The sequence below is a fragment of the Micromonospora sp. NPDC092111 genome (assembly GCF_044755745.1).
Taxonomy (GTDB): domain Bacteria; phylum Actinomycetota; class Actinomycetes; order Mycobacteriales; family Micromonosporaceae; genus Micromonospora.
This window is the reverse complement of sequence record NZ_JBIVRQ010000005.1, coordinates 26,146-48,181: the sequence shown is the minus strand read 5'-3', so window position 1 is coordinate 48,181 and position 22,036 is coordinate 26,146. Positions and strand designations below refer to the sequence as shown.

The 22,036-nt window shown below is 73.8% G+C and carries 19 protein-coding genes; 9 read left to right on the top strand and 10 right to left on the bottom strand.

The window, feature by feature from the left end:
- Positions 1 to 31: 31 nt before the first annotated feature.
- Positions 32 to 994, bottom strand: a complete 963-nt coding sequence (locus tag ACIQG9_RS12780; RefSeq protein ID WP_400401068.1) for a TIGR03557 family F420-dependent LLM class oxidoreductase — start codon at positions 992 to 994, stop codon at positions 32 to 34.
- Between the two features lie 522 nt (positions 995 to 1,516).
- Between ACIQG9_RS12780 and ACIQG9_RS12775 the strand changes: the two genes are divergently transcribed.
- A complete protein-coding gene (locus ACIQG9_RS12775; RefSeq protein WP_400401066.1) occupies positions 1,517 to 2,905 on the top strand; it encodes a cellulase family glycosylhydrolase in 1,389 nt (462 codons plus the stop codon).
- Between the two features lie 9 nt (positions 2,906 to 2,914).
- On the opposite strand, the gene ACIQG9_RS12770 is transcribed toward ACIQG9_RS12775, so the two are convergent.
- Positions 2,915 to 3,424: an alpha-galactosidase gene (locus tag ACIQG9_RS12770; RefSeq protein ID WP_400401064.1), complete on the bottom strand. Its 510-nt coding sequence runs from the start codon at positions 3,422 to 3,424 to the stop codon at positions 2,915 to 2,917.
- Between the two features lie 190 nt (positions 3,425 to 3,614).
- Between ACIQG9_RS12770 and ACIQG9_RS12765 the strand changes: the two genes are divergently transcribed.
- The 3 genes from ACIQG9_RS12765 (at position 3,615) to ACIQG9_RS12755 (ending at position 7,656) form a co-directional block, all read left to right on the top strand.
- Positions 3,615 to 5,663 carry a beta-galactosidase gene (locus ACIQG9_RS12765; RefSeq protein ID WP_400401062.1) on the top strand — a complete coding sequence of 683 codons (2,049 nt, stop codon included), beginning with the start codon at positions 3,615 to 3,617 and terminating at the stop codon, positions 5,661 to 5,663.
- 38 nt (positions 5,664 to 5,701) lie between these two features.
- Positions 5,702 to 6,478, top strand: a complete 777-nt coding sequence (locus ACIQG9_RS12760) for a DeoR/GlpR family DNA-binding transcription regulator (RefSeq protein ID WP_400401060.1) — start codon at positions 5,702 to 5,704, stop codon at positions 6,476 to 6,478.
- Between the two features lie 179 nt (positions 6,479 to 6,657).
- The gene (locus ACIQG9_RS12755) at positions 6,658 to 7,656 is read left to right on the top strand and encodes a sporulation protein (RefSeq protein ID WP_400401058.1); all 999 of its coding nucleotides are present in this window, start codon (positions 6,658 to 6,660) and stop codon (positions 7,654 to 7,656) included.
- A 71-nt stretch (positions 7,657 to 7,727) separates the two neighbouring features.
- Here ACIQG9_RS12755 and ACIQG9_RS12750 read toward each other — a convergent pair whose 3' ends face one another.
- Complete coding sequence (locus tag ACIQG9_RS12750) at positions 7,728 to 8,132, bottom strand: hypothetical protein (protein ID WP_400401056.1); 405 nt, start codon at positions 8,130 to 8,132, stop codon at positions 7,728 to 7,730.
- A 192-nt stretch (positions 8,133 to 8,324) separates the two neighbouring features.
- The gene (locus ACIQG9_RS12745) at positions 8,325 to 10,367 is read right to left on the bottom strand and encodes a glycerophosphodiester phosphodiesterase family protein (RefSeq protein WP_400401054.1); all 2,043 of its coding nucleotides are present in this window, start codon (positions 10,365 to 10,367) and stop codon (positions 8,325 to 8,327) included.
- A gap of 234 nt (positions 10,368 to 10,601) precedes the next feature.
- Here ACIQG9_RS12745 and ACIQG9_RS12740 point away from each other — a divergent pair, with 234 nt between their 5' ends.
- The gene (locus ACIQG9_RS12740; protein WP_400401052.1) at positions 10,602 to 11,009 is read left to right on the top strand and encodes a hypothetical protein; all 408 of its coding nucleotides are present in this window, start codon (positions 10,602 to 10,604) and stop codon (positions 11,007 to 11,009) included.
- A gap of 426 nt (positions 11,010 to 11,435) precedes the next feature.
- Here the strand turns inward: ACIQG9_RS12740 and ACIQG9_RS12735 are convergent, their stop codons facing one another.
- Together ACIQG9_RS12735 and ACIQG9_RS12730 are read right to left on the bottom strand one after the other, a co-directional pair.
- Positions 11,436 to 13,661, bottom strand: coding sequence for a HelD family protein (locus tag ACIQG9_RS12735; RefSeq protein WP_400401663.1), 2,226 nt, complete (start codon positions 13,659 to 13,661; stop codon positions 11,436 to 11,438).
- A 500-nt stretch (positions 13,662 to 14,161) separates the two neighbouring features.
- Complete coding sequence (locus ACIQG9_RS12730; RefSeq protein ID WP_400401050.1) at positions 14,162 to 15,361, bottom strand: outer membrane lipoprotein carrier protein LolA; 1,200 nt, start codon at positions 15,359 to 15,361, stop codon at positions 14,162 to 14,164.
- Between the two features lie 95 nt (positions 15,362 to 15,456).
- On the opposite strand from ACIQG9_RS12730, the gene ACIQG9_RS12725 reads away from it, so the two are divergent.
- On the top strand, positions 15,457 to 16,113 hold the full coding sequence (locus ACIQG9_RS12725; protein ID WP_400401048.1) for a response regulator transcription factor: 657 nt from the start codon (positions 15,457 to 15,459) through the stop codon (positions 16,111 to 16,113).
- A gap of 41 nt (positions 16,114 to 16,154) precedes the next feature.
- Complete coding sequence (locus ACIQG9_RS12720) at positions 16,155 to 17,498, top strand: ATP-binding protein (RefSeq protein WP_400401661.1); 1,344 nt, start codon at positions 16,155 to 16,157, stop codon at positions 17,496 to 17,498.
- A gap of 15 nt (positions 17,499 to 17,513) precedes the next feature.
- Here the strand turns inward: ACIQG9_RS12720 and ACIQG9_RS12715 are convergent, their stop codons facing one another.
- Together ACIQG9_RS12715 and ACIQG9_RS12710 are read right to left on the bottom strand one after the other, a co-directional pair.
- Positions 17,514 to 19,208 (bottom strand): tetratricopeptide repeat protein, encoded by a 1,695-nt coding sequence (locus ACIQG9_RS12715; protein WP_400401046.1) that lies wholly within the window; start codon positions 19,206 to 19,208, stop codon positions 17,514 to 17,516.
- 57 nt (positions 19,209 to 19,265) lie between these two features.
- A complete protein-coding gene (locus ACIQG9_RS12710) occupies positions 19,266 to 19,727 on the bottom strand; it encodes a MarR family winged helix-turn-helix transcriptional regulator (protein ID WP_400401044.1) in 462 nt (153 codons plus the stop codon).
- A gap of 50 nt (positions 19,728 to 19,777) precedes the next feature.
- On the opposite strand from ACIQG9_RS12710, the gene ACIQG9_RS12705 reads away from it, so the two are divergent.
- Together ACIQG9_RS12705 and ACIQG9_RS12700 are read left to right on the top strand one after the other, a co-directional pair.
- A complete protein-coding gene (locus ACIQG9_RS12705; protein ID WP_400401042.1) occupies positions 19,778 to 20,299 on the top strand; it encodes a VOC family protein in 522 nt (173 codons plus the stop codon).
- 25 nt (positions 20,300 to 20,324) lie between these two features.
- Entirely contained in the window at positions 20,325 to 21,215 is an 891-nt protein-coding gene (locus ACIQG9_RS12700; RefSeq protein WP_400401040.1) for a hypothetical protein, read from the top strand.
- A 55-nt stretch (positions 21,216 to 21,270) separates the two neighbouring features.
- Here the strand turns inward: ACIQG9_RS12700 and ACIQG9_RS12695 are convergent, their stop codons facing one another.
- Positions 21,271 to 21,450 carry a DUF4236 domain-containing protein gene (locus ACIQG9_RS12695; RefSeq protein ID WP_208569874.1) on the bottom strand — a complete coding sequence of 60 codons (180 nt, stop codon included), beginning with the start codon at positions 21,448 to 21,450 and terminating at the stop codon, positions 21,271 to 21,273.
- A gap of 128 nt (positions 21,451 to 21,578) precedes the next feature.
- Positions 21,579 to 22,034: an RrF2 family transcriptional regulator gene (locus tag ACIQG9_RS12690; RefSeq protein ID WP_400401038.1), complete on the bottom strand. Its 456-nt coding sequence runs from the start codon at positions 22,032 to 22,034 to the stop codon at positions 21,579 to 21,581.
- Between the last annotated feature and the right edge of the window lie 2 nt (positions 22,035 to 22,036).

Genomic DNA, 22,036 nt, shown 5'->3' with positions numbered 1-22,036 from the left:
TGACCGGCGGGCCCGGATCGTCTCGGGTGGGTCAGAGCCGGCGGAGCCGGGGCAGGAGTTGCTCCTGTGCCCAGTCCAGGAACATCGGTTGGGTGTCCCCGCCGACCTGCACGATCGCCACGTGGGTGAAGCCGGCGTCGACGAACCTGCGGAACGCCTCGACGTGCCGGTCGACGTCCGGGCCGCAGGAGATGCCCTCGGCGACGTCGTCCTCGCGGACGTACCGGGTGGCGGCGGCGAAGGCGTCCGGGTCGGGCAGGTCGGCGTTGACCTTCCAGCCGCTGCCGAACCAGCGGAACTGGTCGTGCACGATCTTGCGGCACTCGGCCTCGTCGGGGCCGTAGCAGATGGCCACCTGGCCGTAGCGGGGCTGGCCGACGCCGCCCGCGTCGTCGTAGAGCTGGATGATCCGGGGGTCGGGTTCGGTGGCGACGATGCCGTCGGCGTACTCGGCGGCGAGGGTGGCCGACGACGGCCCGGAGGCGGCGACGGCCATCGGGACGGGCCGCTCCGGCCGGTCCCAGACGTACGCGTCGGGGACGTCGAAGTGGTTGCCGGAGAAGGTCAGCGTCTCACCGCCCAGCAGCGGACGGATGATCTGGAGGGCCTCCTCGAACATCTCGTGTCGTTGCTGCACGTGCGGCCAACCGCCGACCACGTGTTCGTTGAGGTTCTCCCCGGCGCCGAGGCCGAGGGTGAACCGGCCGTCCGAGAGCGCCCCGACGGTGCTGGCCTTCTGCGCCACCACGGCCGGGTGGTAGCGGCGGATCGGGCAGGTCACGAAGGACATCAGCGCGGCCCGGCTGGTGGCGTGGGCGACCGCGCCCAGCACCGACCAGGCGTACGGGGAGTGGCCCTGCGAGTCGAGCCACGGGTAGTAGTGGTCGGAGATGACGAGCTGGTCGAAGCCGGCCGCCTCCGCCCGTACCGCGTGGTCGACGAGCTGTTTGGGGCCGGCCTGTTCGCTCATCAGGGTGTAGCCGACGCTGACCATCCTGGTTTCTCCTTCCGGCTGCCGACCGTCCCCGGATACCCGTGACCGGTCGCGGTCAACCTCGGCGTCCGCTTCGGAACGGGCGACCGGGGTGCCCGGCTCGTGTCCCGGGGCACCGTGGGCGTCGCCGGCGTGAGCCTGCCGACCGGGCGGACATGCACCAGTACCGGCCGCCGCCGTCGCCGGTGTGGTGGGCGGCGACGCCGGCGGCCGGCCGGGCTCTTGACGGTGGTCGGCGCTGAGTCTATGGTCCGGGCTTAACCGGTTCAGGCCGGTGGCGTCACATCCTGTGGTGGGGATGACCGCCTCTGTGGCGGCCCACGGTCGGCGTGGGCCGCCACGGCTCGGCCCGGTGAACAGGCGGCGAACTTAACCGGTTGCTTTCCGGGTTCCATCGGCCTAGGCTGATCCGTGCGCGGCCAGGGAGTCAGGCGGCGGCTGTGGGCTGCAGTCGTGCGCCAGCAGATCACCACCACCGCAACCCCGCCAGGGCAACGGGGTCGACCCTTCCTGAGGAAAGCCATGAAGAAGCGACTTTCCGTCGCGGGCGTCGCCCTGCTCACCATCCTCGCCGCCGTGTTCGCCTTCGGGCAGCCGGCCCAGGCCGCGGCCGGCTTCTCGGTCTCCGGCGGCAAGCTCTACGACGCCAACGGCAACGAGTTCATCATGCGTGGCGTCAACCACGCCCACACCTGGTACCCGCAGCAGACCAGCTCCTTCGCCAACGTCAAGGCGCTGGGCGCGAACACCGTACGGGTGGTGCTGGCCAGCGGCGACCGCTGGACCAAGAACAGCGCCGCCGACGTCAGCAACGTCATCTCGCTCTGCAAGACCAACAAGTTGATCTGCGTGCTGGAGGTGCACGACACCACCGGCTACGGCGAGCAGTCCGGCGCGATCACCCTGGACCGCGCGGTCGACTACTGGCTGAGCATCGCCAGCGCCCTACAGGGCCAGGAGCGGTACGTCATCGTCAACATCGGCAACGAGCCGTACGGCAACCAGGGCTACGGCACCTGGGCGACCGACACCGCCAACGCGGTCAAGCGGCTCCGCGCGGGCGGCCTCACCCACACGATCATGGTGGACGCCCCGAACTGGGGCCAGGACTGGTCCTTCACCATGCGGGACAACGCCGCCACGGTCTTCGCCGCCGACCCGGCGAAGAACACCGTCTTCTCCATCCACATGTACGGCGTCTTCGACACCGCCGCCGAGATCACCGACTACCTGGGCCGGTTCCGTACCGCCAAGCTGCCCATCGTGGTCGGCGAGTTCGGCTTCGACCACTCCGACGGCAACCCCGACGAGGACACCATCCTGTCGTACAGCCAGGCCAACGGGATCGGTTACCTGGGCTGGTCGTGGAGCGGCAACGGCGGTGGCGTGGAGTACCTGGACATGGCCACCAACTTCAACCCGGCCGCGCTGACCACCTGGGGCCAGCGGATCTTCAACGGCGCCAACGGCATCAAGGCGACCGCGAAGGAGGCGTCGGTCTACTCCGGCACCACCCCGACCACGCCGCCCACCACCCCGCCCACCACGCCGCCGACCACCCCGCCGACGACCCCGCCCACCACGCCGCCGACCACCACCCCGCCGGCGACCGGTGGCTGCACGGCGACCTACACGATCGTCGGTTCGTGGCAGGGCGGCTTCCAGGGTGAGGTCAAGGTGACCGCCGGCAACGCGGCCATCACCGGCTGGACGACGAAGTGGACCTTCGCCAACGGCCAGACCGTCAGCCAGTTCTGGAGCGCCACGGTGACCAGCAGCGGGTCGACGGTGACCGCCCGCAACGTCGACTACAACGGCCGGCTCGGCGCCGGGGCCAGCACCAGCTTCGGCTTCCTCGGCAGTTCGAACGGCACCAACTCGGTACCCGCGGTGACCTGCACCGCGAGCTGAGGTAAGTCGTCACACCGGTGGCCGGGTCCGCAGGGACCCGGCCACCCCCGCGTCCGGTACGACCACCGCGCCCCGGGATGGCTGATCCACTCCGTATCGGCGATCTGGCGGTGTTCCCGGCGCGGGATACCGCCAGATCGCCGATACGGAGTGTCGCAGGCCGGCCGGCCAGACGTCGGCGTCGACGTGCCAGTCGCCCAGGCCGGCCCGGTCGTGCCGGCGGCCGGTGAACCAGCCGTCGTCGAGGACGAACCGCTCCACGCCGACCTCGGCGGCCCGGTCGGCGAGTGCCCGCAGCCGGTCCAGGTCGTGGTCGAAGTAGACCGCCTCCCACACATTGAGGGTCACCGGCCGGGGGGAACGGGGATGTCCCGGTCGGGCCCGCAGGTGGGTGTGGAGCACGTCGCTGAGCCCGTCCAGCCCGGCCGTTAGGTGCGCGGCGTGGAGCAGCGGGCTGGCGTACTCCGCGCCGGGGTCGAGGTGGTGGTGGGCCGTCCGCGAATGCCAACATAGATCCACCGAGAATCAACATTGGCAAACATGAACTTCCGGTGGCGGTTGAAGCTACCCCTCCGTACGGTCCTGTCAAGAGGGCAGCTCCGGATCGATATCCCAGCGTTGGCAGGGGTTCTCGCCGGTGAACGTTGGAAACTTGGTCGATGTTGGAAAGTGTTGACTTGGTCGGCCGGTAGGGGCACGCTCTGCTCTCATGCGGCAGCACGGCACCTGGCAGGGCGACGGGATCTTCTACGGCGCCGACTACAACCCCGAGCAGTGGCCCGAGGAGATCTGGGCCGACGACGTGGCGCTCATGCGACAGGCCGGCGTCGACCTGGTCTCCGTCGGGATCTTCTCCTGGGCGCTGCTCGAACCGGCCCCCGGCAGCTACGAGTTCGGCTGGCTCGACCGGGCCCTCGACCTTCTGCACGACGGCGGGATCCACGTCGACCTGGCCACCGCCACCGCCAGCCCACCCCCCTGGCTGGCCCACCGGCACCCCGAGACGCTGCCCCGCACCGCCGACGGCACGGTGTGGTGGCCCGGCGGGCGGCAGGCGTACTGCCCCAGCTCGCCGGTCTTCCGCCGGCGCTCACTCGCCCTGGTCGAGACGGTCGCCGACCGGTACGCCGACCACCCGGCCGTGGTCATGTGGCACGTCTCCAACGAGCTGGGCTGCCACACCGTGCACTGCTACTGCGACGTCAGCGCCGAGGCGTTCCGGGCCTGGCTGCGGGCTCGCTACGGCGACCTGGACCGGCTCAACGCGGCCTGGGGCACCACCTTCTGGAGTCAGCGCTACCACGACTGGGCCGAGATCAACCCTCCCCGCGCCGCGCCCACCTTCGCCAACCCCACCCAGCAGTTGGACTTCCTGCGGTTCTCCTCCGACGAGCAGCGCGCCCAGCTCCGCGCCGAGCGGGAGGTGCTGAAGCGGCGGGTCCACCAGCCGGTCACCACCAACTTCATGATCGGCACCGGCAGCAAGTACCTGGACTACCACTCCTGGGCCTCCGACGTGGACCTGGTCGCCAACGACCACTACCTGACCGCCGCCGACCCGCACGCCCACCTCGGCCTGGCGTTCGCCGCCGACCACACCCGCGGCGTCGCCGGGGGAGAGCCGTGGCTGCTCATGGAGCACTCCACCAGCGCGGTCAACTGGCAGCCGCGCAACGTCGCCAAGACCCCCGGCCAGCTCCGCCGCAACAGCCTCGCCCACGTGGCGCGGGGCGCCGACGGGGTGCTCTTCTTCCAGTGGCGGGCCTCCCGGGCCGGCGCGGAGAAGTTCCACTCCGCGCTGGTGCCGCACGCCGGCCCGGACACCAAGGTCTTCCGCGAGGTGTGCCGGCTCGGCGCCGACCTGAAGGCACTGGCCGAGGTACGCGGCAGCCGGGTCGAGGCCGAGGTGGCGATCCTCTTCGACTGGGAGGCGTGGTGGGGCGCGGAGCTGGACTCCCGCCCCAGCGTCGACGTCACCTACGCCGACCGGATGAGGGCCCTCTACGACGCCCTCTGGCGGGCCGGCGTCACCACCGACGTGGTGCACCCGTCGGCCGACCTGTCCGGCTACCGGCTGGTCCTCGTGCCCACCCTGTACCTGGTCCGCGACGCCGACGCCGAGGCGCTGCGCCGGTACGTGGAAGCCGGCGGGACCGCGCTGGTGACGTACTTCAGCGGCGTCGTCGACGAGCACGACCACATCCGGCTCGGCGGCTACCCGGGCGCGTTCCGGGAACTGCTCGGCATCCGTACCGAGGAGTTCTTCCCGCTGCGGGCGGGGGAGCGGGTCACCCTCGACGACGGGTCCACCGCCGACGTGTGGACCGAGTGGCTGCACCCGGAGGGCGCGCAGGTGGTGGCCTCGTACGCCGACGGGCCGCTGCCCGGGGTTCCCGCCCTGACCCGGCACCGGGTCGGCGACGGCACCGCCTGGTACCTGGCCACCCGGCTCGACGAGACGGCCACCGACGGCCTGGTGGCGCGGCTGCTCGCCGAGTCCGGCGCCCGGCCGCCGGTGGCCGCCCCGCCCGGCGTCGAGGTGGTGCGACGCCGGGCCGGCGACCGGTCCTGGCTCTTCGTGGTCAACCACTCCGACGCCGAGGTACGGCTCGACGTCGCCGGCACCGACCTGCTCACCGGCGCGTCCGCCGCCGGAGGGCTCCGGGTGCCCGCCGGTGAGGTGGCGGTGGTCCGGGAGGAACCGGCGGCCGAGCACGCGGACCCGTCGACCCCGCCGCCGGTATCCGCCGCGGCCTGACCGGTACCTTTTCCCCGTCCGCCCGGTTAGGAGGTCCGATGCTCGCCCCGCAACGGCAGAGCGCCATCCTGGAGCTGATCCGGCAGCGCGGCGGCGTACGGGTCAGCCACCTGGTCAGCCGGTTCGGTGTCTCGGACATGACGATCCGGCGTGACCTTGAGGTGCTCGCCGAACGCGGGCTGGTCGACAAGGTGCACGGCGGGGCGACCCTGGCCGGTCCCGGCTCCGCCGAGGAGCCCGGCTTCGCCGCCAAGTCGGTGCGGCAGCAGGACGAGAAGCGGGCCATCGCCGAGCGGGCGGCACGGCTGGTGGAGCCGGGGATGGCCGTCGCGCTCTCCGCCGGCACCACCACCGCCGCGCTCGCCACCCTGCTCGCCGACGTCCGTGGGCTGACCGTGGTGACCAACTCGATCCCGGTCGCCGACGCCCTCTACCAGAACCCGCGCGCCGACCAGACCGTCGTGCTGACCGGGGGCATCCGCACCCCGTCGGACGCGCTGACCGGGCCGGTCGCCGAGGCGGCCATCCGGACGCTCAACGTCGACGTGCTCTTCCTCGGTGTGCACGGGATGAGCCCGCGTACCGGGTTCACCACTCCCAACCTGTTGGAGGCGGCGGTCAACCGGCGGCTGATCAGCGCCGCCCGCCGGCTGGTGGTGCTGGCCGACCACACCAAGTGGGAGACGACCGGCATCGCCACCATCGCCCCGCTGGAGGAGGCCGACCTGCTGATCACCGACGCCGGGCTGCCCCCGGACGGCTGCCGCCAGATCGGCGACCAGGTCGGTGAGCTGGTCGTCGTCGAGGTCGACTGAACCGCTGGCCCGCAGCCGGGCCGATCCGTGGCCCCGACGCTGGTGCCGCCCGCCCGCCCCGGACGCCGCCACGCCACGCTGAGCGCCTCCCAGGTACTTCTCAGTCGCTCCCCTTAGAGTGCGCAGAGTAACCGTGCGTGCTCCACGGTGGAGTACGCGACCGTGAAGCGGGAGTTCCGATGGTCTTCAAGAAGATGCTGAGCGCGTTCGGCGTGGGAGGGCCCAGCGTCGACACCGTCCTGGCCAACCCGAACACCCGACCCGGCCTCGCCCTGGACGGCCAGGTGAACCTGCTCGGCGGGGACGCCCCGGCCAACATCGAGCAGGTCACCCTCGGCCTGGTCACCCGGGTCGAGATCGAGGGCGGCGACACCGAGTACGCCGGGGTGATGGAGTTCCACCGGATGGTGGTCAGCGGCCCGCTCCAGCTCGCCCCGAAGCAGCAGCTCGCCATCCCGTTCCAGCTTTCGGTGCCGTGGGAGACCCCGATCACCGACGTCTACGGCCAGCGGCTGCGCGGCATGACGATGGGTCTACGTACCGAGTTGGCGATCGCCCGCGCGGTCGATAAGAGCGACCTCGACCAGGTCAACGTGCACCCGCTGCCGGTGCACGAGCGCATCCTGGAGGCGTTCCAGCGGCTCGGTTTCCAGTTCAAGCACGCCGACCTGGAGCGCGGCCACATCCGAGGCACCCAGCAGACGCTGCCGTTCTACCAGGAGATCGAGTTCTTCGCCGCACCGCAGTACGCCCAGACGATCGCCGAGGTCGAGCTGACCTTCGTCACCGGCCCGCACGGCGTCGAGGTGATCCTGGAGTGCGACAAGCGCGGCGGCTTCCTCAGCTCCGGGCACGACGCGTTCGGCCGCTACACCGTCTCGCACGCCGACGTCGACCGGGTCGACTGGACGCAGGTCGTCGACGGTTGGCTGCGGGACACCACCTCGCACTACGGCAACCTGCGCGCCTCCGGGTTCGGCGCGCCGCAGGGCTACCCCGGCCACGGCTACCCGACGCACGGCCACGGCCACCGGGGTCGGGGGCCGGGTGTGGGCGGCGTGGTGGCCGGCGCGGCGCTCGGCGTCGTCGGTGGCCTGGTCGCCGGTGAGCTGATCGAGGACGCCTTCGGCGACGACGACGGCGGCGACGGCGGCGACTTCGGCGGCGACTTCGAGTGACCCGCTGAGACCAGCGGTGGCCCCCGGGAGGAATCCCGGGGGCCACCGTTCTCAGGAGCTGATCTCGTCGGTCAGCGCCGCCGCATGCGCTCCGCGCCGGAACGCCGTGCCGTGCCCGCCTTCGCCAGACCCCGGCTCAGCAGGTAGGCGCCGGTCAGGGCGGTCAGGTACCACCACGCCTGATTCGGGTTGTTGATGTTCAGGCCGTTACCGGTGGTGCCGCGCCAGAACGCGGCGATCACGACCACCGCGACCGCGGCGGCGTAGATCCAGAACTCGGTCGTCAGGAACGACTGCTTCGTCTCCGTACCCGGGGACGGCATCTGCTCCCGATGCCCGTCGTGCATCGCCGGCATCTGCCGGGTCTGCTCGTTCATCATGTTGTTGCGCTGGGCGGTTTCCTGCATCGACGCCCGGTTCTGGACGTCCTGGGTAGGCCGGTTCATGGGCCTGGTGGATGCAGCCTGCGTGCTCATCTGTCCTCCTCGGATGTGATGAGTACCTGCACTCCCTCGCCCCGCTACCGCGGGTCGGCCACGGCACGGTTCGCCTGCTGTGGCGGGGGCACCCTGGGTCTACCCGGGCCCCCGGAGCAGGTAACACCGGCCGGCCACCGGATTCCGGCGGTCGGTGGCGCCCCCGGGCGGGAGCGCCACCGACGTGGTACGTCAGCGCAGGCCGTTGCGCACGGCCACCCGGACCAGCAACTCCGGGTCGTCGCTGATCACGCCGTCCACCCCGAGGTCGATCACCCGCTGCAACACGGCGGCGTCGTTGACCGTGTACGGCACCACCGTCAGCCCGTCCCGGCGCTGGAGGGTGGGCACCGTCGGACCGTGGAAGTAGGTCGGGCTCTCCCGCAGGTACCAGTCCGCCGAGGCCACCGTGCCCTGGGCCGGGTCGTGCACCTGCCAGTTCGCCGAGACCGTGGTGGCGCCGGAGGCGCGGACCAGCCGGCCCAGGTCCTGGTAACGCCACCAGTCCAGGCCACCGGTCCAGGGGCTCTGCACCGTCGGGTCGGTGTAGGCGGCGCGCAGCGAGCACTCGTCGGCGAGCGTGGCGCACTCGGCCGGGCCGTACTGCCAGACCAGGGCGACGGTGGCGATCCGCGGGTCGAGGCGGTGGGCGTACCGGATGGTGCGCCAGTCGAACGACTGGATGGTGGCCCGGCGGGCGAAGCCGGCCCGCCCGATCGCCTCGACCAGCTTGCGGGTGAAGCTCGGGTACGGCTCGGTGTCGGCGACCAGCGGGCTGATCTTCGTCTCGATGTTCAGCCGGACGTCGCCCCGGCCGCTGGCCCGCACCAGGGCGAACACCTCGTCCAGGGTGGGGATCCGGGCACCGGGGACGGCCACCTGCTCCGGGAACTCCGGCAGCGTCTTCGACCCGCAGTCGATGGTGCGCAACTGCGCCAGGGTCAGCTCGTGCACCAGCTTCCCCACGTACGGGTACCGGGGGTCGCCGGGGCGCGCGGGGGCGGTGTCGACGCAGTGCGAACCGTTGACCGTCCGGTCGTGCAGCACCACCAGTTGCCCGTCGGCGGTGACCCCGGTGTCCAGCTCCAGAGTGGAGATCGCCGGATTCTCCAGCGCGTGCGCGAACGCGGGCAGCGTGTTCTCCGGCCGGGTGGCCCGGCCGCCCCGGTGCGCCTGGACGTCGAACGGGGAGGCGTACGCCCGGGGCAGCCGGAAGCCCCGGGCGGCGAGCAGGCCGCGCAGCCGGTCCGGGTAGTCGGTGATCAGACCGTCCACCCCGTCGTCGATCAGCTTGGCCATGGTCGGCAGGTCGTCGACCGTCCACGGGATCACCTTGAGCCCGTTGCGGTGCGCGTGCGCCACCAGGTCCCGGGTGACGTACGGGCGGTAGCCCGGGTCGCTGACGGTGCCGTTCTGCGGGAACCCGTGGACCGGCGAGAACGCCGCCGCGCCGAAGCTGCGGACCGCCCGGATCGGGTCGCCGCCGAAGTCGTCGATGTCCAGGCCGCCCAGCCACGGGGACGCGCCGGGCTGGCCGACCTGGAGGAAGTCGTAGTTGGTCAGGGCCACCAGCGGCAGCCGGCGCTCGACCTGACGCATCCGGATCAGCGCGCCCCAGTCGAAGCTCTGGATGGTGACCTGCCGCAGCAGCCCGGCGGCGCGCACCTCACGCGCGGTCACCTGGACGAACTGCTCGCGGGGCGCGGTCTCGGACGGCGCGCCGGCCTCCACCTTGGTCTCCACGTTGAGCATGACGTCGTCGGCCCGGTAGCGCTTCACCAGGTCGAAGACCTCGCGCAGCAGCGGCATCCGGGCACCCGGCACGGCGAGCTGACCGGGCTTGTCGGGCAGCGTCCGGGCGCCGCAGTCCAGGGTGCGCACCTGGGCCAGGGTGAGCGTGTTCACGTACCTGCCGACATACGGGTACTGCGGGTCGCCGGGGCGTACCGGGGCGGTGTCGACGCACTTCGCGGCCGAGACCTTTCGGTCGTGGGTGACCACGGCCTGCCCGTCGGCGGTGATCTGCACGTCCAGTTCGAGGGTGCTCACCCCGAGCTGGAGGGCGTTGCCGAACGAGGCAAGGGTGTTCTCCACCCGAAGCCCCAGGCCGCCCCGGTGGGCCTGGAGGTCGAACGTCCGGTCCGGACGCGGCCCGGCCTGCGCCGGTACGACGAGACCCGTCAGCACGGTCGCCGCCACCAGGGCGACGAGGGCGGTACGGGGTGTTCTGCGCACGCTGTCTCCCGTTCGGGGGCGGGCGGTTCCCGCCAACCCGCCGGTCAGCATGGTCAGCCGGAACGGCGTCCAGGCGAGCGGCGGGCGGCCGGCCGATGAACCGGCGGGGACCGGTTTGGCGGCGAGGGGTGTGGCGTGACGGGGCTTGACGGCGACCGGTTTGGCGGCGACCGGTTTGGCGGCGACTTCAGCGGGCAGCCACCGGGTTACCGCCACTTCTGTGAGGTGATGGACGTGCGTGAGGACGACACGATGCGACAGTCCGCCCGGCAGGCCGAGGAACGGCTCACCGCCGGGGTGTACGGCCCCGGGGCGCTCGACGAGGTCACCGTGCCCCGTACGGACGTGACCCGGGCGATCCAGGAGGACGACCCGGGTGACCCGGCCGACGTGCCGATCGACCCGGAGGTGCTGCGTGACGGTGGCCCGACCCGGGGACAGGGCGCGCTGACCACCACCGGCGGCACGGCCGGCCCGGCCAGCGTGCGCCGGGTGGCCCGTCAGCCCGAACGGCACCCGGGCAAGGTCGCCCCGACCACCACCGGCGACGCCACCACCGGTGGCCTGAGCACCCCGGCGGGCGGCGCCACCAGCGACCAGTCCGCCAGCGCCAGCCAGGTCGGCGACTTCACCGACGACTGATTCCGTCCCGGTGGCAGCGCCGGCCCGACCTGACCCGGCGCTGCGCTGGCCGATCGCGGCCGGTCCCGTGGACACTGTGCTCTCCACAAGAGCCTGGTCCGGGCGTGGCGCACCCCCGCGAGCACTGGCTCTCCACACAAGGCCGGTGCCGTCCGGCCCGGCGGCCCTGCGGGGCACCGTGCTCTTGTGCGAGAGCCGGGCCCGTCCGGTCCCGGCGGCCCTGCGGGGCACCGTGCCTCCACAAGGGGCTGGCCGCTCCGGGCCCAGCGTTTCATGATCACGCTCGAACATGGATGTAGTGGCCTCCCTGTCTGGGGAGACCACTACATCCTGGTTACAGCACGATCTTGCGGGTCACCATGCCCGGCCGGTCACCCTGCGGGTCGGGTTGCCCCGCCGGGTCGGGGCGCCCGGGGTGAGCGGTGGTCAGGGGGCGGGGCGGAGGACGCCGAGGCGTTGGGTGGCGCGGGTGAGGGCCACGTAGAGGTCGCTGCGACCGCGCGGCGACTCGGCGACGATCCGGTCCGGGTCGACCACCAGCACCGAGTCGAACTCCAGGCCCTTGGCCTGACCGACGGTGAGCACCACCACCCGGCTCTCCAGTTCGGGCTGCTCGCCGACCGCCACCTCGGGCAGCGCGGCGAGGACGACGGCGATCAGCTCGTCGGCCCGGCCCGCCGGGACGATCACCCCGAGCCGTCCGTCGCCCAGTCCGGACGCCTCCTGGTTGGTCGCCTCGACCAGCTCGGCGGCGAGCCGGTCCCGGGCGACCGCGCGGTCCCAGGGCGGCACGCCGCTGCTGCGTACCGAGCGGGGTGGACGCAGCGCCGGATCGATCCCGGCGAGCACCTCGGCGGCGACCGCCATGATCTCGGCCGGCGTACGGTAGCTCACGGTCAGCTCCTCCAACCGCCAGCGCTGCGCCACGTACGGTTCCAGCGCCTCGGCCCAGGACGGGGTGCCGGCCAGCGCGCCGGTCTGCGCCACGTCCCCGACGATGGTCATCGAGCGGCTGGGGCAGCGGCGCATCAGCAGCCGCCAGGCCATCGGGGTCAACTCCTGCGCCTCGTCGACGATGACGTGGCCGAACGCCCAGCTCCGGTCGGCGGCGGCCCGCTGGGCGGTGGTCAGATGGTCGGCCTCCTCCTGCCGTTCCAGCAGCCGGTCGGCGTCGATCAGGTCGGTGACGCCGAGGATCTCACCCCCGTCGGCCTCGTCCTCCACGTCGATGGACCGGGAGCCCCGGGCGATCTCCAGCACGCCTTCGGCGTACTCGCGCTGGAACGAGCGGATCCGCTCCCGGCGGGCGGCGGCGGCCCGCTCGTCCTCGCCGAGCAGTTCGGCGGCCTCGTCCAGCAGCGGCACGTCGGCGGGCGTCCAGCCCTCGCCCGGCGCGCGGTGCAGCAGCGCCCGCTCGGCGTCGGTGAGCATCGGCGCGGCGGTGGCGATCCGCTCCGGCGCGGCGTACAGGTCGGCGAGCAGCCGCTGCGGGGTGAGCACCGGCCAGAGCCGGTCGAGCGTGGCCCGGATCTCGGGTTCGTCGCGCAGCTCCCGGCGGATCTCGGCGCGGTCGGCCTCCTCCAGCAGGTTCTCCCCGCCCAGCGGGTCGGCGCCGATCCGCTCGGCGACCTGGTCGGCGAGGGCGTGCACGATCTCGATGTCGAACAGCGCCCGGGCCAGGTTGTGCGGGCGGTCGGTGCGGCGGACCCGGTCCCGGGCCTCCCGGACGGTCGCCGGGTCCAGCCGCAGCACCTCCCGCTGGGGCAGCTCGATCTCCACCGGCGCGTCGGGCACCCACTGCCGGTCGCGGACGGCGGCGGCGAGCACCTCGGCCAGCACCGCCCGGCCCTTGAGCGCGGCGGTCTCCGCCGGCTCGGCGCGGCGCGCGCTGACCCCGGGGAAGAGGTCACCGGGGGTGCTCAGCAGCACGCCGGTCTCGGCCAGCGTCGGCAGCACCTGCGAGATGTACCGCAGGAAGGTGGCGTTCGGCCCGACCAGCAGCACACCCCGGGTGGAGAGCTGCCGGCGGTGGGTGTAGAGCAGGTACGCGGCGCGGTGCAGGGCCACCGCCGTCTTGCCGGTCCCCGGCCCGCCCTGCACCACCAGTACGCCCGGCAGGTCGGCCCGGATGATCCGGTCCTGCTCGGCCTGGATGGTCTCGACGATGTCCCGCATCCGGCCGGTCCGGCCGGCGGTCAGCGCGGCGAGCAGCGACGCCTCGCCGGTCAGCTCCTCGTGGGCGGTGGGGGAGGCCGCCTCGATGTCCAGCGTCTCGTCGTTGATTCCGGTGACCTTGCGTTCCCGGGTACGCAGGTGCCGCCGCCGGCGGACGCCCTGCGGGTTGGCGGCGGTGGCGAGGTAGAACGGCCGGGCGGCCGGGGCGCGCCAGTCCATCAGCAGCGGGTCGTAGTCGCCGCTGGTGTCGAAGATGCCGATCCGACCGACGTAGTGCCGGGCGCCGTCGGCACCGTCGAGCCGGCCGAAGCAGAGGCCGTTCTCCACCGCGGAGAACTGCTCCACCTGGTCGGCGTACATCCGGACGGCGCTGTCCCGTTGGGAGCGGTCCTGCAACGTGCCGCCGCCGTGGCGCAGCTCGTCGGTGAGCCGTCGGGCGGCCTGCTCACGCATGCCGTCCAGCCGACCGTAGAGCATCGAGACGTACTCCTGCTCGCGGCCGATCTCGTCGTCCTGCTGCCGCAGCTCGCCCGGGTGCGTTGACAAGCCGTCTCCTCGTTGGTTAGAATAGCGCCAGGAATGGCTGTTGAGCCATTCCTTTTTGTGTCTGGGAACTGTTCAAGATACCGCCTTCGTGGTTCCACACCAAGCGTGCCCGCCATTCCCCGACCACGTCACACCACCGCCCTGCCACCCTCCCCTCGGGCACCCTCCCTTCGGACGCTGCGTCCCTCGGCACACCTTCCCCGCCTGCCGCCTGCCAGCGCGCCCTCGGCCACCGGCAGTTCCGGCCAGCCGGCCGGCCGGCCGACTCAGGGCCGCCCGGCCCGGGCCCTGCGGGTGAAATCGGGAGAAGTATGCGGACACGAGAACGGGGGTCCGGGCCGGCTTGCGCCGACCCGGACCCCCGGACCTCATTTTGCGGGCTCAGCCCGCGTTCACCGACCTGCCGATGCCCCGGTGGACCGCCTGCGCCGTCAGCCTCGGGCGGCCTGGTAGAGCCGCTCCGGCGTGACCGCTCCGGCCAGCACCCGCCCGTCGTCGGTGAGCAGCACGCTGAACAGCTTTCCGGTGAGCAGCCGGCCGCTGCCCCAGTCCCCGCTGACCTTCGGCAACCCGTTCAGCAGGTCCATCGCCTGGCCCACGTCGGGGGTGCCGGCCCGCTGTCCCGGTGCGGCCGTGCCGCCGGCCGGCGCGCGTCCGGTGCCCGCGGCGTCCGTATCCGCCACCAGCACGGTGGTCCAACCGGTGCCGACGGTACGCAGGCCCGAGGCGTCACCCGGGCCGGGTCGCCGCGCGGCTCCCGCCTTCGTGTCCGGACCCGCCTTCGCCCCGGGGCCCGCCTTCGGGCCGGGGGCGTCGGTGTCCGCCTCGGTCACCTTCACCCCGGGCGGCGGGTTGAAGGTGAACTGGTCGGCGTCCGGCCGGCGGTAGTCGACCTGGGTGAAGGCCACCTCGAAGGCGGGCTGGTCGGCACCGTTCGCGAGCACCTCGAAGCGCAGCGGCACGTGCTCGGTCGCGTCGATCGCGATCCGCACCTGGTGCACCAGGGACGCCTCGTCGCGCGGGGTGAGCACCAACTCGTACGCGTCCCGGCCGGCGACGGTGGCCGACCGGCCGGTGGTGACCAGGGTGCTGGGGTCGATGGCGGCCAGCGCCCGGTCGGCGGCCTCCTTCGGGGTGGCCGGCAGCGCCGAGGTGCCACCCGCCCCGGCGCAGGTTCCGGGCACCGCGCATTCCGTGGCCTTCCCCACCGATTCGGGCAGGGTGCGGTGGGTCGCCGTGTTGGCCTTGCTGTCCCAGCTCCAGACGTCCCGGCCGGAGCGGATGAGGTCCCGCTCGCCGAGGGTGTCGAGCAGCGCGATCCGGTGCCGGTCTGGGCCGGAGTACCAGACCCGCAGGGTGTGCGTGCCGGTGAGCAGCCCGGTCAGGTCGCCGCCGACCAGGCCGGCCAGTGGCGGCAGGCCGAGGTCGGCGCGCTGCACCACCGTGCCGGAGAGCCCGTCGAGCCGGGCGGTCTGTAGGTCGACGAGGAGTTGGGCGGCGCTGCGCGGGGGCAGCGCCGGTTCGGCGTTCGCGGCGAACGTGCCGATCGCGGCACCCCCGCCGACGACGGTGACCGCGGCGGCCAGCGGCACCAGCCACCGCAGGACGGGGCGGCTCTTCAGTACGGACATGACGGCACCTCCTGGGCACATCCTGCCCGGTCGGTGCTGTGAGGCGGCTGAGGAGGGCGTTCCGGCCGGTCGTGTCCGGGTGGCACGCTGGGGCGGTGCGGGTGCTGGTGGTGGAGGACGAGGCCAGGTTGGCGGCGGCGTTGCAGCGGGGGCTGACGGCCGAGGGGTTCGTGGTGGACACGGCGGCCACCGGCCCCGGTGGGCTGGACGCCGCCCGGCACGGCGACTACGACGCGATGGTCCTCGACGTGATGCTCCCCGGTCTGTCCGGGTACGAGGTGGTGCGCCGGTTGCGCGCCGAGGAGCACTGGCTGCCGGTGCTGATGCTCTCCGCCAAGGACGGCGAGTACGACCAGGCCGACGGCTTGGACTGCGGGGCGGACGACTACCTGACCAAGCCCTTCTCGTACGTGGTGCTGCTGGCCCGGCTGCGGGCGCTGCTGCGCCGGGGCGCCCCGGAGCGTCCCACCGTGCTCACCGCCGGGGACCTGCGGCTGGATCCGGCCCGACGGCGGGTCACCCGGGCCGACGTCGAGGTGGTGCTCACCGCCCGCGAGTACGCGCTGCTGGACTACCTGATCCGCCGCCCCGGTGAGGTGATCTCCAAGACCGAGCTGCTGGACCACGTCTGGGACGCCAGCCTGCGGACCGCCCCGAACGCGGTCGAGGTGTACGTCGGCTACCTGCGCCGCAAGATCGGCCGGGACCGGTTGGAGACCGTCCGGGGCGCCGGCTACCGGCTGGCCACGTGAACCGGCCCCGCTGGCCGTCGCTCGGCCTGCGCGTCCGGCTGATGGTGCTCGGGGTGGCCGGGCTCTCGGTGGGGCTGGCGCTCGGCGGGGTGGTGCTGCTCGTGGCGCTGGGTTGGACGTTGCAGCGCACCGTCGACGAGGAGGCGTTCCGCACCGCCGACGCGGTCGCCCGGCTGGCCGGTGAGGATGTCCTGCCCGATCCGCTGCCGGTGGCCGGTGGGCAGCTACGGGTGCAGGTGGTCGACTCGGCCGGGCGGATCCGGGCGGCTTCCATCGACGCCGACCGGCTGGTGCCGATGGTCCGCCCCGACCAGCTCGTCGGGGACGGTCGGCAGCGGACCATGGTGTCCGGGCAGCGGCTCGGCTGGGAGGGGCCGGTCCGGGTGGTGGCGGTGCCGGCGCGGGCGGCGGGGGAGCCGCTGACCGTCCTGGTGGGCCGCTCCACCGCGGACGTCCGGCACGCCACCCAGGCCGCCCGGACGGTGCTGCTGCTCGCCTTCCCGCTGCTGGTGGGCCTGCTCGCGGTGGTCGCCTGGCGGGTGGTCGGGGCGACCCTGCGCCCGGTCGAGGCGCTGCGCAGCGGCGCCGCCGAGATCACCGGCCGGGACGCGGCCGGCCGGCTGCCGGTGCCGGCGTCCCAGGACGAGATCCACCGGCTGGCGGTGACCCTCAACGACATGCTGGACCGGTTGGAGTCGGCCCGGGCGCGGCAGCGGGCGTTCCTCGCCGACGCGGCGCACGAGCTGCGCAGCCCGCTGACCAACATGCGTACCGAGCTGGAGGTGGCCCAGCACCTCGGCGACCGGACCGACTGGCCGGCGGTCGCCGCCGACCTGCTGGCCGACACCGAGCGGCTGGGCCGGCTGGTCGACGACCTGCTGCTGTTGGCCCGGCTGGACGAGCAGCCCGCCCAGCCGGCGGCGTGCCCGCGTGACACCGGGCCGGTGGAGCTGGGCGGGCTGCTGGCCGAGGTGGCCGGCCGCTGGCCGTCCCCGCCGGTCGGGTTCACCCCGCCGGCGGTGCCGGCCTGGACGGTCGGTGTTCCCGACGAGCTGCGCCGGGTGCTGGCGAACCTGGTCGACAACGCGGTCCGGCACGCCCGTACCCGGGTGGTCCTGGCGGTCGGGCCGGCGGCGGATCCCGCGTACCACCTGGTGACGGTGGCCGACGACGGGCCGGGCGTGCCGGCCGCGGACCGGGAGCGGGTGTTCCGCCGGTTCGCCCGGCTGGACGAGGGCCGGGCCCGCGACGCGGGCGGGGCCGGGCTCGGCCTGGCCATCGTCCGGGAACTGGTGCGCCGGGCCGGCGGTACGGTCGAACTCGCCGACGCCGGGCCCGGCCTGCTGGTCCGGCTGTGCCTGCCGGTCCTGCCCGACCCGGACTGACCCGCCCGGCGTGGGTCACCGGCGGGCGGTGCAGACCCGTTTCGCGCGGGCGACCACGTCGGTGGACCAGACCACGGCGACGGTGAAGCAGTAGTCGGTGGTGCGGTCCAGGCCGTGGACGACGAAGCTGTCCGTGCCGGGCGGCAGGGTCTCGAACGGGTGCGGGTCCTGCCCGGACCGGCCGCCGGAGATGACCACCGGCCCCTCCCCACCGGCCGGGTACGTCCAGCCCAGGGCGATGCCGTCCGGCCGGTCGCGCAGCGTCACCCGGCCCGGCGGGGTCCCGGGCGAGGCGGGCGGCGCGGCGTTCGGCGTGCCGACCGGGGTGCCGCCGGTGCTGCTCGGCGCGGGTGCCGGCGGGTCGTCGCCGGTGCCGCCGACCCGGGACACCCCGGCGATCACGGCGATGGCGCCGAGCAGCACCACGACGACCCCGGCGGCCACCAGCGGCGCGGCTCCCGGGCGGCGGGGTGGCGGCGCGTGGCGGCGCGGCACCAGCACCGGTAGCAGCCGGGACGGGTCCACCGGCGGGGCGGGGGGAGTGACCCGGCGGACCCCGTCGGCCGCCGCGTCGGGGTGACCGCCGGTCAGCCCGGCCACCGGCGGTGGGACCGGGTCGTGCGGGTACTCCGGCGTGGTCGCCGGCCCGGGCGGCCACCGGTCGTCGTCCTCCGGGTACCCGGCGGCCCCTGCGTGCCCGGTGGGCTGCGGATGCCCGGTGGGCTGCGGGTGCCCGGTGGGCCCGGGGTCGGCCGGGTAGCCGGTCGACCAGGCGGGGCCGGTGCCCCCGGGATAGCCGGCGTCCTCGGCGGGGAGCCTCGGCCCGGGCACCGTCGGCGGGTACGTCTCGTCGGGCGGCACCGAGCCGGTCGACCAGAGCGGCGGGTCCGGTGGCGCCCCGGTCGGCGGCTCCGGCCCGGTCGACCAGGCGCTCGGGTCGGGTGGCCCCTCGGCCGGCGGTGGGATGCGGGCGGCCGGCACCACCGCTGCGTGGGGCTCCGGGGCCGGCTCGTCGTCGCAGACGTGGTCCGGGTCGGCGGCGGCCCGGGCCAGCGCGGCCACCTGCCGGGCCAGCGGGTCGTCGGCGGCCAGGTGCTGGCGGGCCAGCTCGCGGGCCAGGGCGAGGTTGTCGTGCGCCTCGTCGAACCGGCCGCAGTCGCGTTGCATCGCGCCGAGCCGGGCGACCATCTTGATCCCGCTGGGCTGCCCGTCGCCGTACACCTCGCGGTGCAGCTCCCAGGCGTCCTGGAGGCGTTCGCGGGCCTGGGCGCACTGGCCGCGCGCGTACTCGACGGTGGCCAGGTCGGCGTGCGCGGCGAGCACCCGCAGCGACTCGGGGCCGTCCCGGGCGGTCAGCTCCAGGATCACCTCGGAGTAGAGCCGGGCGGCGCGGGCGTCGCTGCCGACCCGGTGCAGGACCGCCGCCAGGGTGGCCGCCGCCGAGATGGTCCGCTGGTCGGAGATGCCGTGCAGCCGGCTCGACGCCGCGTACGCGAAGGCCGCCCAGCCGCGCGCCGAGTGTGGTTCGCCGAGTGCGACCAGCAGCCGCGCCTGGAGCCCGGCGGCGTCGGCCAGCTCGGGGGAGGCGTGGTCGGGGCGCGGATCCGCGTCGGTCAGCGCGTCGGCGAGCAGTCGCTGGGCACCGGCCAGGTCGCCGGCGGACACCAGGTGCTGCGCCTGGAGGGTCAGTTCACCGAAGCCGGAGGACACGCCCCATCGTGCTCGTCCGGCGACGATTAGTACAACCCTTGCCGGTCGACAACTTGGTCAAGAACCGGTCAGGTGGGCGACCAGGGTCTCGCTGACCCGGCGTAGCTGGTCGACCTGGGCCGGGCTGAGCGCGTCGAACAGGTGCCGGCGTACCCCCTCGACGTGGCCGGGCGCGGCGGCGGCGAGCGCCGCGAAGCCGGTGTCGGTGAGGAAGGCGACCTGACCGCGCCGGTCGGTGGGGCACTCCTCGCGGCGGATCCAGCCGGACGCCTCCAGTCGGGCGGCGGCGTGCGAGAGCCGGCTGCGCGACGAGCCGGTGGTGTCGGCGAGTTCGCTCATCCGCAGCCGCCGGTCGGGCGCCTCGGAGAGCCGGACCAGGATCTCGTAGTAGGCGTGCGGCATCCCGGCGTCGCGTTGCAGCTCGCGGTCGAGGGTCTCCATCAGCGCCCGGGAGGCGGCCAGGAAGGCCCGCCAGGTCTGCTGCTCGTCCGGGTCCAGCCAGCGGGTCATGGCAGCCATCATAGTCACAGTAGTTGAACGCTCAATCAAACCGCGCTAGCGTGGCCGGCATGGGAATCCACCGCCTCAACCACGCCGTCCTCTACGTCTCCGACCTCCAGCGCAGCGTCGCCTTCTACCGCGACGTGCTGGGCTTCCGCCCGGTGTCGATGACCCCGGACGGGTTCCGGGGCGCCACCTTCCTCCAGGCCCCCGACTCGACCAACGACCACGACCTCGGCCTGTTCGAGGTGGGCGCGACCGCCGGCCGCTCGCAGGCCGGCCGGGCCACCGTCGGCCTCTACCACCTGGCCTGGGAGCTGGACACCCTGGACGAGTTGGGCGCCACCGCCGAGCGGCTGGCCGCCGCCGGCGCCCTGGTCGGCGCCTCCGACCACGGCACCACCAAGAGCCTCTACGGGCAGGACCCGGACGGGTTGGAGTTCGAGATCGTCTGGATCGTCCCGGCCGACCTGCTCGACGACGCCGCGCTGGCCGCCCGCAAGCGGATCGGCCGGCTCGACCTGGACCGCGAGCGGGCCCGCTACGGCGGCCAGACCCGGGGCGGAGTCGGGATCTCCGTGCCGGCCTAAGCCGGCCGTACGGTACAACGACAGGATGTCGACCGACGCCGTCCTGCGTGAACTGCTCGTCCGCCAGCTCGACCACTGGCTGCCGGGGGCGTTGCACCGCTCCCGACGGGCCACCCTCGCGCTGTCGTACGCCGGGGAGCCCGGCACCGCCGAAGCGGCCCTGCGGGTGGTGGCCGGGTTCGCCGATCGGCTCCGGGGCCGCCGGCTGACCGTCCTGGTGCTGGCCGGCGGTGGTCCCGAGCTGCCGGCCCGGCTCGGCGCGGTCGAGGCCACCCTCCCCACCGACGTGGCCGTGCACGTGGTGCCGGGCGACCCGGCCCGGCTGCCGGTGGTGCTCAAGGCGGCCGGCGCGGCCGGCGCCCCGCTGCTCACCGTGGTCGACGGGGCCGCCCCGGACCCGGCGCTGCTGACCGCCACGGCCGGCGGCCGGCCGGCCGAGGTGCTGCTCACCGCCACCTCGTCCGGCACCCTGCGCCCGGCCCTGACCGCCGCCGGCTTCCCGCTGGTCACCGAGGTCGAGCTGGTCCCCGCCGACGGGTCACCGGCCCGGCTGGTCGCCTTCGGCACCGGGCTCGACAAGAGTCTGGAGGCGTTCAAGGAGGCGCTCTGGGCGGCCGACGGGTCCACCGGGGTGCGCTACCGCGACCCGGCCGGGACGCTGCTCGACGTCGCCCCGCATCCCGAGCCCGGACCGCTGCGCCGCGAACTGCTGGCCGAGCTGGCCCGCTCCGGCCCCCGGACGGTGACCGAGCTGCGCCGGCACGCGCTGACCGCGACCGCCTACCGGGCCGCCGACGCCACCGACGCGCTGGCCGCCCTGCTGGACAGCGGCACGGTCGCCCGGGACCCGGAGCACGGGCGGCTCGGCGGGGACGTGCTGATCAGCGCCGCCCCGGCCGGCCGGTCGGCGGACTGAACACGTCGAGCGGGGTGCCGGTGGTCCACCGGCACCCCGCTCGACGTCGGGACGATCACGCCCGGGACTTGTCCTGCTTCCAGGAGAGCGGCCCCGGCAGGTCGACGCGGTGCGCCTTGGCCTTGGAGTTCCAGGACCAGCGGCCGATCTTGATGCTCCACGAGGAGAACCCGTTCTCGGTGAAGTTCAGGATGATCGGCCCGTACTTCTTGCGCTTGCGGAACATCAGACCCATCGTGGCGCTCCCTTCGCGTTCCCTGTCCTGCCTTGCTGTCTCGGCCCGGAACATGCCCGGTTCCCCGAATTCCGAAACCTGCTCCGGTCCGAGATGGACCACGGCGTCGGGGTGCGGACGGGGGTGACTCAGCGTGGCTCCCAGGCGTCCGGCAGCGCGGTCAGCTTCCGCACGTGCGACGGGAGCCGCCCGCTGACCACCTCGGCGAGGCTCACCTCGTCGAGCACCTGCCGGACGGCGGCCCGGACGGCCACCCAGAGCCGGGGCAGGTTCTCCGCCGAACCCTCGTACCGGGTCTCCTCGGGGCGCAGCCCGCGTATCCCGGCCAGCGGACCCTCGACGGCGCGCAGGATGGCCCCGACGGTGACCTCACGCGGCGGCCGGGCCAGGGTGTAGCCGCCCTCGGCGCCGCGCTGCGCCCGGACGACGCCGGCCCGCCGCAGGTCGGCCAGGACGGCCTCCAGGAACTTGCGCGGCATGTCCTGCTCGGTGGCGATCGCCTGGGTGGAGAGCAGCGAGGGGTAGGCGGTGGCCAGGCTCAGGGCCGCCCGGACCGCGTAGTCACCGCGCGCGGAGATCTGCACCC

Coding starts and splice junctions, on each gene's coding strand:
- ACIQG9_RS12720 (WP_400401661.1), top strand. CDS start 16,155: ATGGTGCTCGGGGTGGCCGGGCTCTCGGTGGGGCTGGCGCTCGGCGGG.
- ACIQG9_RS12775 (WP_400401066.1), top strand. CDS start 1,517: ATGAAGAAGCGACTTTCCGTCGCGGGCGTCGCCCTGCTCACCATCCTC.
- ACIQG9_RS12710 (WP_400401044.1), bottom strand. CDS start 19,727: ATGGCTGCCATGACCCGCTGGCTGGACCCGGACGAGCAGCAGACCTGG.
- ACIQG9_RS12705 (WP_400401042.1), top strand. CDS start 19,778: ATGGGAATCCACCGCCTCAACCACGCCGTCCTCTACGTCTCCGACCTC.
- ACIQG9_RS12755 (WP_400401058.1), top strand. CDS start 6,658: ATGGTCTTCAAGAAGATGCTGAGCGCGTTCGGCGTGGGAGGGCCCAGC.
- ACIQG9_RS12780 (WP_400401068.1), bottom strand. CDS start 994: ATGGTCAGCGTCGGCTACACCCTGATGAGCGAACAGGCCGGCCCCAAA.
- ACIQG9_RS12735 (WP_400401663.1), bottom strand. CDS start 13,661: ATGCTCTACGGTCGGCTGGACGGCATGCGTGAGCAGGCCGCCCGACGG.
- ACIQG9_RS12730 (WP_400401050.1), bottom strand. CDS start 15,361: ATGTCCGTACTGAAGAGCCGCCCCGTCCTGCGGTGGCTGGTGCCGCTG.
- ACIQG9_RS12760 (WP_400401060.1), top strand. CDS start 5,702: ATGCTCGCCCCGCAACGGCAGAGCGCCATCCTGGAGCTGATCCGGCAG.
- ACIQG9_RS12765 (WP_400401062.1), top strand. CDS start 3,615: ATGCGGCAGCACGGCACCTGGCAGGGCGACGGGATCTTCTACGGCGCC.
- ACIQG9_RS12750 (WP_400401056.1), bottom strand. CDS start 8,132: ATGAGCACGCAGGCTGCATCCACCAGGCCCATGAACCGGCCTACCCAG.
- ACIQG9_RS12700 (WP_400401040.1), top strand. CDS start 20,325: ATGTCGACCGACGCCGTCCTGCGTGAACTGCTCGTCCGCCAGCTCGAC.
- ACIQG9_RS12695 (WP_208569874.1), bottom strand. CDS start 21,450: ATGGGTCTGATGTTCCGCAAGCGCAAGAAGTACGGGCCGATCATCCTG.